This window comes from Pseudotabrizicola algicola, from assembly GCF_010915705.1.
GTDB lineage: Bacteria > Pseudomonadota > Alphaproteobacteria > Rhodobacterales > Rhodobacteraceae > Pseudotabrizicola > Pseudotabrizicola algicola.
Map to the genome: position 1 here is coordinate 288,344 of NZ_JAAIKE010000004.1, position 16,139 is coordinate 304,482.

Below are 16,139 nucleotides of genomic sequence, written 5' to 3' on the forward strand. Positions count from 1 at the left end.
GTCGGACACGATGCCCCCATGAACCCGTTGCGCGGCATTGCCCTCAAGCTGATTTCCGTCCTTTTGTTCATCACGATGTCGGCGATGATCAAGGCCACCTCTGCCCATGTGCCTCCGGGTGAAGCGGTGTTCTTCCGCTCGTTCTTCGCCATTCCCGTCATCCTGATCTGGCTGCTCTGGCGGGGCGAGTTGTCGACAGGCCTGCGCGCCCGCAACCCCTTCGGCCATTTCTGGCGCGGGTTGATGGGAACGGTGGCGATGGGTCTCGGCTTTGCCGCGCTCGGCTATCTGCCGCTGCCCGAGGTGACGGCCATCGGTTATACCGCGCCCTTGCTGACCGTGGTGTTTGCCGCAATGTTCCTTGGCGAGCAGGTGCGTCTGTTCCGTTTCAGTTGCGTGGTTCTGGGCATGATCGGGGTGCTGATCGTCGTCTCGCCGCGCCTGAGCGTGCTGAACGCGGGGGCCACCCATGCCGAAGCCTTCGGCGCCATTCTGGTGCTGAGCGGGGCGGTTTTCACCGCTCTTGCGCAGGTTTTCGTGCGCAAACTGGTGCAGACCGAGCAGACCGCCTCCATCGTGTTCTGGTTCTCGGTCACCGCAACCCTGCTCTCGCTGCTGACCCTGCCCTATGGCTGGGTCTGGCCGACCCCCGCCGAGACAGCCCTGCTGGTGACGGCGGGTCTTCTGGGGGGGCTGGGGCAGATCTTCCTCACCTCGTCCTATCGCAGTGCCGATGCCTCGGTGATCGCGCCCTTCGACTATGCCTCGATGCTGTTTGCCCTGCTGATCGGCTGGTTCTTCTTTGCGGAAGTGCCGACCGCAACAATGCTGCTGGGAGCGACACTGGTAATCAGCGCAGGCGTGCTGATCATCTGGCGCGAGCGCAAGCTGGGAATGGCGCGCGCGCGCCAGCGCAAGGCCATGCCCCCCGGCACCTGACCTTGGCGACCTGATCCTGCGCAGACAAGGAATAAGGGGGCCGTCGGCCCCCCTTTTGGCTTAACCGCCCTGCATCCAAGCTTGTTCTGCAAAAAACACCGTCCGGCGCTTCGCGCAGGCCGGATGCGCTCCGTTTGCGCCCGCACTGACGCGCGGGCGCAAACGGTGTCCGGGCGGGCGTCAGGCCTGTTCAACGACGCCGTCTGGCACCTTGGCGCCGGTCATATAGGCCACGGCGTCCGACATGCTGTGCTCGCCCGGTTTGATGACGCACAGGCGCCTACCCAGACGGTGGATGTGGATGCGGTCCGCCACCTCGAACACATGCGGCATGTTATGGCTGATCAGGATGATCGGGATGCCCCGCGCGCGCACGTCGCGGATCAGTTCCAGCACGCGGCGCGATTCTTTGACCCCCAGCGCGGCGGTGGGCTCGTCAAGGATCACCACCTTGGAGCCGAAGGCGGCGGCGCGGGCCACCGCCACCCCCTGGCGCTGGCCGCCCGACAGGGTTTCCACCGCCTGATTGATGTTCTGGATGGTCATCAGCCCCAGCTCGTTCAGCTTTTCACGGGCGAATTTCTCCATCCGGGGGCGATCCAGCTTGCGGAACACCGACCCCATGATCCCCGGCGCGCGCAACTCGCGCCCCATGAACATGTTGTCGGCGATCGACAGGGCGGGAGACATGGCGAGGGTCTGATACACCGTTTCGATGCCAGCCGCCCGCGCCTCGATCGGCGAGGAAAACCGCACCGGACGCCCTTCGAGCCTGATCTCGCCCTCGTCCGGAACCACAGCGCCCGAAATGGCCTTGATCAGCGTGGATTTGCCTGCCCCGTTATCGCCGATCACGGCAAGGATTTCGCCGGGATAAAGGTCGAAGTCGCAATGGTCGAGCGCGGTCACCTTGCCGTAACGCTTGACCAGATTTGTGCCCTTGAGAAGCGGTTCCATCAGCTTGCCACCTTTCTGATCCACTGGTCCACGGCGACCGCGAAGATGATCAGCACGCCGATGAGGAAGAACGTCCACTGCGGGTCGGTGCCGACAAGGCGCAGGCCCATTTCAAACACACCCACGATCAGCGCGCCAAAGAACATGCCCATGATGGACCCGCGCCCGCCAAAGAGCGAGATGCCCCCGATCACCACAGCCGTGATCGACTGGATGTTGCCAAGCTGGCCGGTCGAGGCGGTGGGCGAGACAGAGCCGAAACGACCGATCATCACCCAGCCTGCGATGGCGCAGAAGAATCCGGCCAGTGCATAGACCTGGATGATCACCTTGCTGGTCGGCACACCGGCGAGTTCCGCAGCCTGCGGGTCATCGCCGGTGGCATAGACATGCCGTCCCCAAGCAGTGCTGCGCAGCACATAGGCCATGATAGCGACCAGTGCGATCATCAGGAACACCGCATAAAGGATCTTGACGCCCCCCGGCTGGATGGAGCCGCCCCAGAATTGCAGGGCCGGTGCCTGCGCCGCAATGTCGGAGGACCGGATGGTTTCATTCGCCGAAAAGATGAAGTTGGCCGACAGCAGGATCTGCCATGTGCCAAGCGTGGCGATGAAGGGCGGCAGCTTCATCTTGGCGATCAGCAAACCGTTCACCGCGCCCATCGCCGTGCCGAGAACAAGTCCGATCGCGATGGCGAGTTCGGCGGGCACGCCATAGCGGAACGTGGCCTGCCCCATCAGCACCGACGAGAACACCGCGATGGCCCCGACCGACAGGTCGATCCCTGCCGTGAGGATCACGATGGTCTGTGCGCAGCCCAGAATCCCGACAATCGCGATCTGCTGCAGGATCACCGTCAGCGTGCCGGCCTTGAAGAAGTTTTCGGCCAGAATGCCGAACACGGCAAGCGCCACCATGAGAACGATCAGCGGCACCGCCGAGGGTGTCTGATGAAGCCAGTGCTGCACCCTCTTCAGCGCGCTTTTGTCTTCGTGGAATTCGGCCACTTTCTCGGAAGCGCCCTTCAGGCCCTCCTCGAAACTGGAAGCCGTCTTTGCATCCGTCATGTCATTCCCCTCCCCGGCACTGCGGTCATGGCTGTGCTTTGCCTGTGACAAGGGCGGCGCAATGGCCGCCCCTGCCGAACTTGTGTAAGGTCCCGCGCCTCAGGTCAGGCGCGATACGGGCTCAGCCCCAGCAAAGCTCGGTGCCTTTGGCCGTGTCAATCGACTCGACGCCAGCGACGGGCTTGTCGGTGATCAGCGCCACGCCGGTATCGAAGAAGGCCTTGCCTTCGGTGGGCGCAGGCTTGGTGCCGTCTGCGGCGAACTTGGCGATGGCTTCGATGCCGAGCGATGCCATCAGCAGCGGATACTGCTGCGAGGTCGCGCCGATCACGCCGTCACGCACATCCGCCACACCGGGGCAGCCGCCGTCGACCGAGACGATCAGAACGCCTTCCTTGCCAGCGGCTTTCAGCGCCTCGAAGGCACCCGCTGCCGAAGGCTCGTTGATGGTGTAGACCACGTTGATGTCGGGGTCCTTGGCCAGCAGGGCTTCCATCGCCTTCAGGCCGCCCTCTTCATTGCCGGCGGTGACTTCGTTGCCGACGATGCGCGGGTCGGTTTCATCGCCCCATTTGTTCGGGTCCGCCAGATCGATGCCGAAGCCTTGCAGGAAGCCCTGGTCGCGCAACACGTCCACCGAAGGCTGTGCAATCGACAGGTCCAGCATGGCGATCTTGGCATTGGCCGCTTCGGCGCCCAGCGTTGCCGCAGCCCACTGCCCGATCAGCAGACCGGCCTGGAAGTTGTCGGTGGCAAAGGTCGCATCTGCCGCGTCGATCGGATCAAGCGGGGTGTCGAGCGCGATGACCAGAACGCCGGCATCGCGGGCGGCCTTGACCGAATCCACAATCGCCTTGGTATCCGACGCAGTGATCAGGATGCCCTTGGCGCCATCGGCCACGCAGGCCTCGACAGCGGCAACCTGGCTTTCATGGTCGCCATCGATCTTGCCGGCATAGGATTTCAGCGTCACGCCCAGTTCGGCAGCCTTGGCTTCAGCGCCCTCTTTCATCTTCACGAAGAAGGGGTTGGTGTCGGTCTTGGTGATCAGGCATGCGCTGGTCTGCGCGCTGGCGGTGGTGGCCATCAGCGCAAGCGCGGCCGAGCCCATAAGAGCGGTCATCGAAAGTTTCATGCTGTTCCTCCCAAGGATGTCAGGGGGTTGCCCCCTGCTGCACGTTTTCTGGTCGCAGCCGTTCCTCCTGCTGCGGTGACCACACAAAAGCCGATTCTCGGCGTTGCGTCAATATAAATAAATAAGAGTGATTTAATATTGACAGCGGCACCGAATGCCCTCCAATCTGGCTTTGGGGAGGACGTCCTTGGGCACAAAGCGCGAGGGCCAAGACATATGTTGATCGGCATACCATCCATTCTGGGGCCAGAACTGCTGGCGACCTTGCGCGCCATGGGGCATGGCGACGAAATCGCCATCGTCGATGGCAATTACCCGGCGCAAGAGCATGCCCGCCGTTTGGTGCGCGCCGATGGCCACGGGCTTTTGCCGCTGCTGGAAGCGATCCTGAAAGTCCTGCCGCTGGATGACGACGTGCCCTATGCCATCAGCCGTGCCAGCCAGTTCAACGACCCCGAACAGGCGGGGCCATTCCACCACCGAATCGAGGCGCTCTGTGGTCGGATCAAACCCGGATATGCGGTGCAGCCGCTGGCCGGGGCCGCGCTTTATCCGCGCATCCGCGCCGCACATACGATTGTTGCCAGCAGCGAGACTGCCCTTTATGCCAATGTCATCCTTCGCAAGGGCGTGATCAGGGAAAACCAGTAAGAATGTCGGGCGATGCTGCACCAATTGTAGACCGCATCGCAGCCGATGATCTGGCGCTGCGCGGCACCAACCAGTCGGGAATGCGCGCGCAGAACGAACGGCTGGTGCTGACCTTGCTGCGCAAGCACGGGGCGCTGGCGAAATCCGACATTGCCCGCATGACCGGCCTGTCGGCACAGACCGTCTCTGTCATCATGCGCGCGCTGGAACAGGACGGGCTGCTGATCCGCGGCGAGCCGCAACGGGGCCGCATCGGGCAGCCTTCGATTCCGATGTCGCTGGCGGCAGATGGCGCCTTTTTCTTCGGCCTGAAGATCGGCCGACGTTCGGCAGACCTGACGCTGGTCGACTTTCTGGGCCGCGTCGTCCGGCTGGAGCGGCAGGTCTATCGCTACCCCACGCCGGGCGCGGTGGTGGATTTTGTCGCTGCCACCCTGCCCCGGCTGACCGCTGCCCTGCCCGAAGCGCTGCAGGGCCGCATCGGCGGGCTTGGCGTTGCGATGCCGTTCCAGCTTTGGAACTGGGTGCAATCGCTCGGTGCGCCGCAGGCCGAAATGGACGCATGGCGCAGCCGCGACATTCAGGCGGAACTGGCGGCGCTGTCGGGCCTTCCGGTGTTTGTCCAGAATGACGCGACCGCCGCTTGCGGTGCGGAACTGGTGTTCGGCACCGGCGAGCGGCCCAATGACTTTCTCTATTTCTATTTCGGCACCTTTATCGGGGGCGGGCTGGTGCTGAACGGCCAGCTTTTCACCGGACGCAGCGGCAATGCGGCAGGCGTCGGCCCCATGCCGGTTCCCGGACCGGATGGCCGGATCATGCGCCTGCTCGACACCGCCTCGCTGTCGGTTCTGGCCGATGCGATGGAACGCGACGGGCAAAGCGCCGATCACCTCTGGGCGCAGCATGAGGTCTGGCACGTCTCTGCGCCCTTGCTGGAATCATGGCTCGATACCGCGGCGCGCAGTCTTGCCCATGCCATCCTGTCTGCTGCCGCGCTGATCGAACTGGAGGCGGTGCTGCTGGATGGCTGGGTGCCAACCACCATCCGTGCCGCGCTGACCTTGCGCACGGATCAGGCATTGCACCGGCTGGATCTGGCCGGAATCGACCCTCCGGTGATCCGCGAAGGCACCGTGGGGGCAAATGCGCGCGTCCTGGGCGCGGCGGCCATTCCGCTGTCACAGCGCTATCTGATCGACCAGAACGCATCTGGCCGCGACACCTAGTCGCGTTTTTGCCCCTTGGGCGCACTGGCGAAGACGAAAATGCTTTCCGTTGCCGGTTCTGGGCCCTAAAGGTCTTGAAAACGCGCCCGTTAGGTCTTTGATCGGCGAAAACCCGCCGCGACGATAACGACGCAAAAACGCCACGCCACGACGAGGGAACGTCCGTTTCATGTCACTCGCCCTGATTGCTGCGCTACCTTTCCTCGGAGCGCTTCTTCCCGGCCTTATGATCCGCTCAGGCAAGAATGCCTGCGCGCTGGTAACCGGATCGGTCACCGCCCTCGCGCTTTTGATGCTGGGCCTGAACGCCCCCGCCGTTTTGCGCGGTGAAGTTGTGCAGACCCGGATCGAGTGGATCCCGTCCCTCGGGCTCAACGCCAATTTCTTCCTCGACGGTCTGGGCCTGTTGTTTGCGGGCCTGATCCTCGGCATCGGCCTTCTCATCATCCTTTACGCGCGGTTCTATCTCGCGAAATCGGACCCGATGGGGCAGTTCTACACTTATCTCATGCTGTTCCAGGGCGCGATGGTCGGCATCGTCCTTTCCGATAACATCCTGCTTTTGCTGGTGTTCTGGGAACTGACGTCGCTGTCGTCCTTCCTTCTGATCGGCTATTGGAAGCACCTTCCCGAAGGCCGCCAAGGCGCGCGGATGGCCTTGGCCGTGACCGGCGGCGGCGGTCTTGCGATGATCGCGGGCATGCTGATCCTTGGCAATATCGCCGGCAGCTATGACCTGACGGTGATCCTGCAAAGCAAAGAGGCGATCCAGGCCTCCGACTGGTATCTGCCCGCGCTGATCCTGATCCTGCTGGGCGCCTTCACCAAATCGGCGCAGTTCCCGTTCCACTTCTGGTTGCCCCATGCAATGGCCGCGCCGACCCCGGTTTCGGCCTATCTGCACTCGGCTACAATGGTGAAGGCCGGGCTGTTCCTGATGGCCCGCATGTGGCCGGTGCTGTCCGGCACCCCGGAATGGTTCTACATCGTGGCGACGACCGGCCTGATCACGATGGTGATGGCCGCCAAGATCGCGCTGTTCAAGGATGACCTCAAGGCGCTCCTTGCCTTTTCCACCGTGTCGCACCTTGGCCTGATTACCATGCTTCTGGGCTTTGGCACCGCCGAGGCCGCGACGGTCGCCGTGTTCCACATCATCAACCACGCCACCTTCAAGGCCGCGCTCTTCATGTCGGCGGGGATTGTGGACCACGAGGCGCATACACGCGATCTCAAGCGCCTTGGCGGACTGCGCACGCTGATGCCGATCACCTTCACGATCGTCACCATCGCCTCGCTGTCGATGGCGGGCATCCCGCCGCTGAACGGCTTCCTGTCCAAGGAACTGATGCTGGAGGAGGCCGCCCATACCGCGTGGATGGCAAACCCGTGGCTGCTGGGCGTTCTGGCCACCATCGGGGCGCTGTTCTCGGTCGCCTACAGCTTCCGCTTCATCGCCCATGCCTTCCTCGGTCCGGTGCGGAGCGATTATCCGGCCAAGCCGCATGACCCCGGCTTCGGGCTCTGGGCGGCCCCTGCCCTGCTGGCCGTGCTGGTCATCCTGATCGGCCTGTTCCCGATGCTGACCGCATCATGGCTGGTGAACGCGGCGGCGAGCGCGGTCACGGGAGAGGCGATTGCCGTCAAGATCACGCATTGGCACGGTCTTTACGCTCCCGCCCTGTGGATGTCGCTGGCGGCCATCGGCGGCGGCCTTTTGCTCATGGGCCTGCACCCGCGCCTGATGGCGATGTGGAATGCCACGCCGCGCCCCGAGGCCAAGAAGATTTTCGACGGCATCGTGGAGCCCTTCGCCGCCCTCGCGGGCCGCCTCTCGAACCGCCTCCACGACGGGTCTCTTACCCGCTACATCGCCATCGCGGTGCTGGGTATCGCGGCGGTGTCCTATTACGCCTTTGACAGCGGCGCGCACACCGCCGGCACGCGGGAGATGATGCCGATCCATCCGGTTCCGGCGCTGGGCTGGCTGGCTCTGGTGCTGGCGACCGTCGCCATCGTGATCTATCACCGCCAGCGCCTGCTGACGCTGGTTCTTGTGGGAATCGTCGGCCTGATGGTCTCTGTCGGTTTCGCCTATTTCTCGGCCCCCGATCTGGCGCTGACCCAGATTTCGGTCGAGGTGGCCACCATCATCCTGATGCTGCTCGCGCTGAATTTCCTGCCCAAGGCCACGCCGGTTGAAAGCACCCCCGTGCGCCGCACTTGGGATGGGGCGGTGGCGGTTGTCGCAGGTGTGGGCATGGCCGCGCTGGCCTATGCGCTAATGATGCGCGAACAGGCCTTCAGCCCGATCTCCGAGTTCCACATCACCAACTCCAAACCGGGCGGCGGCGGCACCAACATCGTCAACGTCATACTGGTCGACTTCCGGGGCTATGATACCTTCGGCGAGATCATCGTTCTGGGCATCGCCGCCCTCGTGATCTTTGCGCTGACCGAAGCGCTGCTGCGCGCGGGTCCGGCCAATGACAGGCTGCTGGCCTGGCGTCCGGATCAGCGCCGCGCGGGCGACCGCCACCCGATGATGCTGGTGGTCGCAACCCGCGTCATCCTGCCGATCGCGCTGATGGTGGGCTTCTTCATCTTCCTGCGCGGCCATAACGAACCGGGCGGCGGCTTCATCGCCGGTCTGATCGTGGCGATCGCGCTGGTCATGCAATACATGGCCTCGGGCTTTGCATGGACGGCGGCGCGGCAAAAGGTGGATTACCATGCGCTGATCGCTTGCGGGGTGCTGATCGCCGCCGCCACCGGCATCGGGGCATGGTTCAACGGCCTGCCCTTCCTCACCTCGGCCTTCGGCTACTTCACCATCTGGCCGCTGGAAGAGTTCGAGCTTGCCACCGCGCTGCTGTTCGACATCGGGGTTTTCCTCACCGTGCTCGGCGCCGTGATGCTGGCGCTGGCCTCGCTGTCCCGCATCGGCCTGCGCGCCGGTGAAACCGTCAACGTGCAGCCCTTCGACATCGACCCGTCCGAAGGCCGCACCCTCAACTCCGGGGAGGTCCGCTGATGGAAGCCCTTGTTGCATCCGCAATCGGCCTGATGACCTCTGCCGGGGTCTATCTGATGCTGCGCCAGCGCACCTTTCCCGTGGTCGTCGGACTGACCCTGCTCACCTATGCGGTGAACGTGTTCCTGTTCACCTCGGGCCGTCTGGCAACAAACATGCCCGCGATCTATGGCACAGGCGCGCCGGGCTACTCCGACCCGCTGCCGCAGGCGCTGGTGCTGACCGCCATCGTGATCTCCTTCGGGATGACGGCGGTCATCGTGATGATGGCGCTTGGCGCCTTTCTGGAAGCTGGCCATGACAAGGTGGATATGAACGACGACGATGCCCCGACCGAAGGGGGCCAGAAATGATGTATCACTGGATTTCCGCTCCGGTCCTTTTGCCTGCCGTCATGGGCGCGCTGATGGTCCTTCTGATGCGCAACGACCTTCTGTTGCAGCGGGTGTTCGCCATTGTGTCCACCCTCGGCCTGCTGGCTGCCAGCGTGGCCTTGCTGGTCGCCGCCAGCAACGAGGGCCCCGAGGTCTACAAGCTGGGCGACTGGCCCGCGCCCTTTGGCATCGTGCTGGTGCTCGACCGTCTGTCGGCGCTGATGGTGGTGCTGACAGCCGTGCTGGCGGTGGCGGTGCTGCTCTATGTGATCGGCTCGGCGTGGGATGCGCGGGGGCGGCACTTCCATGCGCTGTTCCAGTTCCAGCTCATGGGCATCTGCGGGGCCTTCCTGACGGGCGACGCCTTCAACCTGTTCGTGTTCTTCGAGATCCTGCTGATCGCCTCTTACGGGCTCATGATCCATTCGGGCGGCAAGGACCGTCTGCGGGCGGGCGTGCAATATGTCGCCTTCAACCTTGTCGGATCGTCGCTGTTCCTCTTTGCGCTCGGCACGATCTATTCGATCACCGGCACGCTGAACATCGCCGATCTGGCGGTCAAATCGGCCGCCCTGACCGAAGGAGATGCGGCCCTGTTCCGGGTTGCCGCCGTCATGCTGATGATGGTCTTCGCCATCAAGGGCGCGCTGGTACCGCTGCAGTTCTGGCTGCCGGGCACCTATTCCAACGCCCCCGGACCCGTTGCCGCCCTGTTCGCGGTGATGACCAAGATCGGGGCCTATTCGGTGATCCGCTTCGGCGTGATCGTGCTGCCGCCCTCGCATCCGATCACCGGAACCCTGATCGTCGACCTGATGCTGCCCGCCGCGCTCATCACGCTGGTCCTCGGCGCTCTGGGCATCCTTGGCGCAACCACCCTGTCTCGGCTGGCGGCCTTTGCCGCCGTGGCCTCGATGGGAACCGCCTTCATCGCGATTTCGGCCTTCACGCCGCAATCCACGGCGGCGGCGATGTATTACATGGTGCATTCCACGCTTGCTGGCGCCGCACTGTTCCTGATCGCCGATCTGGTCGCGCATCGCCGCGCCCATGACGGCCTGCACCAGTCCCTGCCGCCCATCGCACAGGCGGGGCTCATCTCGGCGCTGTTCATGGTCTCGGCCATTGCCACCGCAGGGATGCCGCCGCTGTCGGGCTTCATTGGCAAATTGCTGGTGCTCGACGCGCTGCGCGAACAGGCGGCGCTGGTGTGGTCAGTCATCCTCGTGACCTCGCTCATCACCATTCTGGGCTTTGCCCGCGCCGGTTCCACCCTGTTCTGGAAGGCCCATGCCTCGGCCCCCGCAGGCGAAGCCCCCGGCCACCCGTCCCAGACGCTTGCCTTCGTGGCCGTGGGCATGCTGCTTGCCGGACTGGTCGCGCTGACCTTGCTGGCGGGCCCCGTCATCGCCTGGATGGAGGTCACGGCGGACAGCCTCTTTGACACCTCCGCCTATATCGCCGCGAACCAACTGCCCGAGGTGAACTGACATGCGCCGCCTCTTTCCCCACCCGCTGCTGTCGCTGCTGCTGTTCGCGACGTGGATTCTGCTCGTCAATCAGGTGAAGATCGGCAGTCTGGTGATGGCATTGATCCTTGCCATCGTCATCCCGCTGCTGACGGCGCCCTACTGGCCCAACCGCCCGCCGCTGCGCAACGTGCCGGGCTTCGCCGCCTATGTCCTGCTGGTGATGTGGGATATCGTGCTGGCCAATATCCAGGTGGCGCGGATCGTGCTGTTCATGCGCAACGAAAACATCCGCTCGCGCTGGCTGGCCATTCCGATCGACCTCAAGACGCCAGAAGCGATCACCATTCTGGCCGGCACCATCACGATGACGCCCGGCACGGTGACGTCGGACATGTCGTCCTGCGGCCGGGTGCTTCTGATCCACGCCCTGCACGCCCCCGACCCTGACAGCATCATCAACGACATCAAGACCCGCTATGAGGCCCGCCTGAAAAGGATATTCGAATGATCCTGAATTACGCTCTCGATTTCGCCTTCCTCTGCTTTGGCCTCGGCCTTGCGATGAACCTCTACCGCGTGTTCCGCGCGCCCGGCGTGACAGACCGTATTCTGGCGCTCGACACCATGGTGATCAACGTGCTCACCCTGATCGTGCTGTATGGCATCCGCACCCGGTCGGGCGTCAATTTCGAGGCGGCGCTGCTCTTTGCCATGACGGGCTTTGTCTCGACCGTGGCCTATTGCAAATTCGTCCTGCGCGGCGACATCATCGAGTGAGTGGCATGGACCAGATCGTTGAATACATCCTGTCGGCCCTGCTGGTGTTCGGTGGCATCTTCGGAATCGTCGGCAGTTTCGGCCTGTTGAAACTGCCGCAGACGCTCCAGCGGCTGCATGCGCCGACCAAGGCCACCACGCTCGGCGTCGGCTCGGCGCTGATCGCGTCGATGGCCTATTTCTGGTATTTCGAAGGCACGCTCAGCTGGCACGAGCTGATGATCACGCTGTTCCTGTTCCTGACAGCCCCGATCACCGCCAATTTCATCGCCAAAGTGCAATTGCACCGCGCCATCGACAAGCAGGACCTTCCGCCCACCGGCGTCGGCACCGAATGGGCCACCTATGACCCCGAGGTGCAGGCCGTCAGCCCTGCCCTACTGAATGATCGCGATCCGGGCTGATTTCTGACCAAAAGGTCAAAACAGCGCGGCGTCAGGCTTGCCGGGTGGCCGCGCCCATGCAACATTGCTGGCGATTTATTCCAGCAAAGGGCTTGCCGTGACCGCGCTTTCCCCAGACATGCCAGCCCCGACCACGGGGCTGGTGTCCCTGCCCCCCGCCCATCCGTCCCATGACCGCAATCCGGGCATGGCCCTCGATCTGGATTGGGTCGCCTCGGTGCAGGCCAATACCTCTGCTATCGAACGCCGCGCCGCCAGCCTTGGCGGCAGGCGCTCGGTGAAGAAAGAATATCAGGCCGCGTGGCTGCTCAAGGCCATCAGCCTGATCGACCTGACAACCCTTGCAGGCGATGACACCCCCGGCCGCGTGCAGCGCCTCTGCGCCAAGGCGCGCCAGCCCGTGCGCGCCGAAACCTTGACGGCGCTGGGCATGGAAGGGCTGACCGTCGGCGCGGTCTGCGTCTATCACGACATGGTGGAAACCGCCGTCCGCGCGCTGGAAGGCACGGCGATTCCGGTCGCCGCCGTGTCCACCGGCTTTCCGGCGGGCCTGTCGCCCTGGCACCTGCGCGTGCAGGAAATCCGTGAAAGCGTGGCCGCGGGCGCGCAGGAAATCGACATCGTGATCTCGCGCCGCCATGTGCTGACGCAGAACTGGCAGGCGCTTTACGACGAGATGCGCGAAATGCGCGAGGCCTGCGGCGAGGCGCATGTCAAGGCGATCCTCGCCACGGGCGAGCTTGGCACCTTGCGCAACGTCGCCAAGGCGTCGCTGATCTGCATGATGGCGGGGGCCGATTTCATCAAGACCTCCACGGGCAAGGAAGGCGTGAACGCCACCCTGCCCGTCTCGCTCACCATGATCCGCGCCATCCGTGACTATCAGGACCGCACCGGAATCCTCGTCGGCTACAAACCTGCAGGCGGCATCGCCAAGGCCAAGGACGCGCTGCTCTATCTCGCGCTGATGAAGGACGAACTCGGCCACCCGTGGCTGCAACCCGACCTGTTCCGCTTTGGCGCTTCCTCGCTCCTCGGCGATATCGAGCGGCAACTGGAACATCACCTGACCGGCCATTACTCGGCCGCAAACCGCCACGCGATGGGCTGAGCCATGACGATCAAAGAGATTTTCAACACCATGTCCTATGGCCCCGCCCCCGAATCCAGTGCCGAGGCGCAGGCATGGCTTGCCACGCATCCCGCAGGCTTCGGCCATTTCATCGACGGCACCTTCACCGCGCCCGAGGCGCTGTTCGAAAGCCGCAATCCGGCCACTGGCGCGGTGCTGGCACGGGTCAGCCAAGGCTCCCCGGCCAGCGTGGACGCCGCCGTTGCCGCCGCCCGCCGCGCGCAACCCAAATGGGCGCGCCTTGCCCCGCACAAACGCGCGCAATATCTCTATGCCCTTGCGCGGCTGGTGCAGAAACACGCCCGCTTGCTCGCGGTGCTGGAAAGCCTCGACAACGGCAAGCCGATCCGCGAATCCCGCGACATCGACCTGCCCTTGGTGGCGCGGCATTTTTACTACCACGCGGGCCTTGCCCAGCTTGCTCCTGCCGAACAGCCGGGCATGGAACCCTTGGGCGTCTGCGGCGCCATCATCCCGTGGAACTTCCCGCTTCTGATGCTGGCGTGGAAGGTGGCCCCCGCCTTGGCGGCGGGCAATACGGTGGTGCTGAAACCCGCCGAATACACGCCGCTGACCGCCCTGCTGTTTGCCGAAATCAGCCGCGAGGCGGGCCTGCCCAAGGGCGTGCTGAACATCGTCACCGGCGATGGTGACACAGGCGCGGCGCTGGTCGATCACCCCGGCGTCGACAAGATCGCCTTCACCGGGTCCACCTCGGTGGGCAAATCCATCCGCCGCGCCACGGCAGGCAGCGGCAAGGCGCTTACCTTGGAACTGGGCGGCAAATCGCCCTACATCGTCTTTGACGACGCCGATCTCGACTCGGCTGTCGAAGGGCTGGTCGATGCCATCTGGTTCAACGGCGGGCAGGTCTGCTGCGCCGGATCGCGCCTTCTGGTGCAGGAAGGCGTGGCCGAACGCTTCCACACCAAGCTGAAGCGCCGGATGGACGGACTGCGCATCGGCGATCCGCTCGACAAATGCATCGACGTGGGCGCAGTCGTGGACCCTGTGCAACTGGCCACCATCACCCGTCTGGTCGATGCGTCCGAGGGCGAGAAATACACCGCCGCAACCCCGATGCCATCGGGCTGTTTCTATCCCCCCACCCTCATCATCGGCCTGTCGGCGGCATCCCCGCTGATGCAGGAAGAGATCTTCGGTCCGGTTCTGGTCAGCATGACCTTCCGCACCCCTGCCGAGGCGGTGGAGCTCGCGAACAACACGCGCTACGGCCTTGCCGCAACGGTCTGGACCGAGAATGTGAATCTTGCGCTCGACATCGCGCCCAAACTTCGGGCGGGCGTGGTCTGGATCAATGGCACCAACATGTTCGATGCGGCGGCAGGCTTCGGAGGCGTGCGCGAAAGCGGCTTTGGCCGTGAAGGCGGCTGGGAGGGGCTGCTCGCCTATCTGCGCCCCGCAGGCAAACCGGCCGCGCTCAAACCCGTCCGCGCCCTGCCGGCACCCGGATCGGCCACCGTCGAAGGACTGGACCGCACCGCAAAGCTGTTCATCGGCGGCAAGCAGGCCCGCCCCGATGGCGGCTATTCGCAAGCGGTCTATGGCCCCAAGGGTGCGCTTCTGGGCCATGTCGGCATCGGCAACCGCAAGGACATCCGCAACGCGGTCGAGGCGGCGCAGGCCGCCAAGGGCTGGGCCCGCGCCTCGGCCCACAACCGCGCGCAGATCCTGTTCTACATCGCCGAGAACCTCTCGGCCCGTGCCGATGAATTCGCCGCCCGCCTCACCGCGCAAACCGGCACCTCGGGCCGCGCCGAGGTGGACGCCGCCATCGCCCGCCTGTTCAGCTATGCGGCTTGGGCCGACAAGTTTGACGGCGCGGTCAAATCCGTGCCGATCCGCGGCGTGGCCTTGGCGATGAACGAGCCTTGCGGCGTCATCGCCGCCCTTTGCCCCGACGAGTCGCCGCTTCTGGGCCTCGTCTCGGTGATCGCCCCCGCCATCGCGATGGGCAACACCTGTGTTCTGGTGCCGTCACAGCCCTTCCCGCTGTCGGCGACCGACTTCTATCAGGTGCTGGAAACCTCGGACCTGCCAGCCGGTGTGGTGAACATCGTCACCGGCCCCCATGCCGATCTTGCCAAACCGCTGGCCGGCCACATGGATATCGACGCGGTCTGGAGCTTTTCGTCATCCGATGTCTCGCAGGTGATCGAAACGGAATCGGCCACCAACCTCAAGCGGACATGGGTCAACCACGGGCGTGCGCGCGACTGGATGGCCCCGGACTCCGAAGGCCGCAGCTTCTTGCGGCAGGCGACAGAGGTGAAAACCGTCTGGGTGCCTTACGGCGAATAGACCGCGCAACACTCAGGCGCGACCCGCTGTCGCCGAAAGCGTCAGCGGGTCGATGCCCAGCGTTTTCAACGCGTTCACCCATTTGCTGCTGTCGTCCCGCGCAAAGACCAGATCGGGCGGCGCATCGGCCAAAAGCCAGTCGTTGCGCAGAATCTCGGACTCAAGCTGCCCCGGCCCCCAGCCGGAATAACCCAGGGCCAGCAGCGCGGCATCCGGCCCACCCCCCTGAGCCAGGGCCTGCAGAATATCGAGCGTCGCCGTCATGTGATAGCCGCCCGGCATCGTCATCGTGGCAGGGCCGCGCGGGTAATCGGACGAGTGCAGCACAAAGCCGCGCCCGCGTTCCACCGGCCCGCCAAAATGCACGCGAATGTCCCGCCCTTCGGGCGCGCGCGAGATGTCCAGATGCTCCAGCAAACCGGAAAAACTCAGATCCGGCGTAGGCTTGTTGACGATAAGCCCCATCGTGCCATCAGAGGAATGGGCGCAGATCAAGATCACGCTCCGGTCAAATCGCGCATCCCCCATGCCGGGCATCGCGATCAGCAACTTGCCGTCAAGGTCCATCGTCTCGGTCTCCCGTTCTGCCTCTCGGTCTTGCCCCTCGCTGCCAACATGATGCTGATGCAGCCATGCCTCAAGA

15 protein-coding genes are annotated in these 16,139 nt (G+C 64.3%); 11 read left to right on the top strand and 4 right to left on the bottom strand.

What is annotated here, in order from left to right:
* The first annotated feature begins 18 nt into the window (after positions 1 to 18).
* A complete protein-coding gene (locus tag G3572_RS14410) occupies positions 19 to 939 on the top strand; it encodes a DMT family transporter (protein WP_164613229.1) in 921 nt (306 codons plus the stop codon).
* Between the two features lie 180 nt (positions 940 to 1,119).
* Here the strand turns inward: G3572_RS14410 and G3572_RS14415 are convergent, their stop codons facing one another.
* From G3572_RS14415 to G3572_RS14425, 3 genes are all read right to left on the bottom strand, one after another.
* The gene (locus G3572_RS14415) at positions 1,120 to 1,896 is read right to left on the bottom strand and encodes an ATP-binding cassette domain-containing protein (protein WP_164613064.1); all 777 of its coding nucleotides are present in this window, start codon (positions 1,894 to 1,896) and stop codon (positions 1,120 to 1,122) included.
* Positions 1,896 to 2,966, bottom strand: coding sequence for an ABC transporter permease (locus G3572_RS14420; RefSeq protein ID WP_164613066.1), 1,071 nt, complete (start codon positions 2,964 to 2,966; stop codon positions 1,896 to 1,898). Before G3572_RS14420 ends, G3572_RS14415 begins: the two co-directional genes overlap by 1 nt.
* Before the next feature lie 121 nt (positions 2,967 to 3,087).
* Complete coding sequence (locus G3572_RS14425) at positions 3,088 to 4,077, bottom strand: sugar ABC transporter substrate-binding protein (protein WP_240335571.1); 990 nt, start codon at positions 4,075 to 4,077, stop codon at positions 3,088 to 3,090.
* Positions 4,078 to 4,317: 240 nt separating this feature from the next.
* Between G3572_RS14425 and G3572_RS14430 the strand changes: the two genes are divergently transcribed.
* From G3572_RS14430 to G3572_RS14475, 10 genes are all read left to right on the top strand, one after another.
* Complete coding sequence (locus G3572_RS14430) at positions 4,318 to 4,752, top strand: RbsD/FucU family protein (protein ID WP_164613068.1); 435 nt, start codon at positions 4,318 to 4,320, stop codon at positions 4,750 to 4,752.
* 2 nt (positions 4,753 to 4,754) lie between these two features.
* The gene (locus G3572_RS14435) at positions 4,755 to 5,981 is read left to right on the top strand and encodes an ROK family transcriptional regulator (RefSeq protein WP_164613070.1); all 1,227 of its coding nucleotides are present in this window, start codon (positions 4,755 to 4,757) and stop codon (positions 5,979 to 5,981) included.
* Positions 5,982 to 6,150: 169 nt separating this feature from the next.
* On the top strand, positions 6,151 to 9,015 hold the full coding sequence (locus G3572_RS14440) for a monovalent cation/H+ antiporter subunit A (protein WP_164613072.1): 2,865 nt from the start codon (positions 6,151 to 6,153) through the stop codon (positions 9,013 to 9,015).
* Positions 9,015 to 9,368, top strand: coding sequence for a Na+/H+ antiporter subunit C (locus G3572_RS14445; protein ID WP_164613074.1), 354 nt, complete (start codon positions 9,015 to 9,017; stop codon positions 9,366 to 9,368). Before G3572_RS14440 ends, G3572_RS14445 begins: the two co-directional genes overlap by 1 nt.
* Positions 9,368 to 10,879, top strand: coding sequence for a monovalent cation/H+ antiporter subunit D (locus tag G3572_RS14450; protein ID WP_164613233.1), 1,512 nt, complete (start codon positions 9,368 to 9,370; stop codon positions 10,877 to 10,879). Before G3572_RS14445 ends, G3572_RS14450 begins: the two co-directional genes overlap by 1 nt.
* Before the next feature lies 1 nt (position 10,880).
* Positions 10,881 to 11,369: a Na+/H+ antiporter subunit E gene (locus tag G3572_RS14455; RefSeq protein ID WP_164613076.1), complete on the top strand. Its 489-nt coding sequence runs from the start codon at positions 10,881 to 10,883 to the stop codon at positions 11,367 to 11,369.
* Positions 11,369 to 11,638: a K+/H+ antiporter subunit F gene (locus G3572_RS14460; RefSeq protein WP_164613235.1), complete on the top strand. Its 270-nt coding sequence runs from the start codon at positions 11,369 to 11,371 to the stop codon at positions 11,636 to 11,638. Before G3572_RS14455 ends, G3572_RS14460 begins: the two co-directional genes overlap by 1 nt.
* Before the next feature lie 5 nt (positions 11,639 to 11,643).
* Positions 11,644 to 12,042 (top strand): Na+/H+ antiporter subunit G, encoded by a 399-nt coding sequence (locus G3572_RS14465; RefSeq protein WP_164613077.1) that lies wholly within the window; start codon positions 11,644 to 11,646, stop codon positions 12,040 to 12,042.
* A 118-nt stretch (positions 12,043 to 12,160) separates the two neighbouring features.
* Entirely contained in the window at positions 12,161 to 13,153 is a 993-nt protein-coding gene (deoC, locus tag G3572_RS14470) for a deoxyribose-phosphate aldolase (protein ID WP_164613237.1), read from the top strand.
* Positions 13,154 to 13,156: 3 nt separating this feature from the next.
* Positions 13,157 to 15,496 carry an aldehyde dehydrogenase family protein gene (locus tag G3572_RS14475; RefSeq protein WP_164613079.1) on the top strand — a complete coding sequence of 780 codons (2,340 nt, stop codon included), beginning with the start codon at positions 13,157 to 13,159 and terminating at the stop codon, positions 15,494 to 15,496.
* Between the two features lie 12 nt (positions 15,497 to 15,508).
* On the opposite strand, the gene G3572_RS14480 is transcribed toward G3572_RS14475, so the two are convergent.
* The gene (locus G3572_RS14480; RefSeq protein ID WP_275897793.1) at positions 15,509 to 16,126 is read right to left on the bottom strand and encodes a YqgE/AlgH family protein; all 618 of its coding nucleotides are present in this window, start codon (positions 16,124 to 16,126) and stop codon (positions 15,509 to 15,511) included.
* Positions 16,127 to 16,139 lie beyond the last annotated feature (13 nt).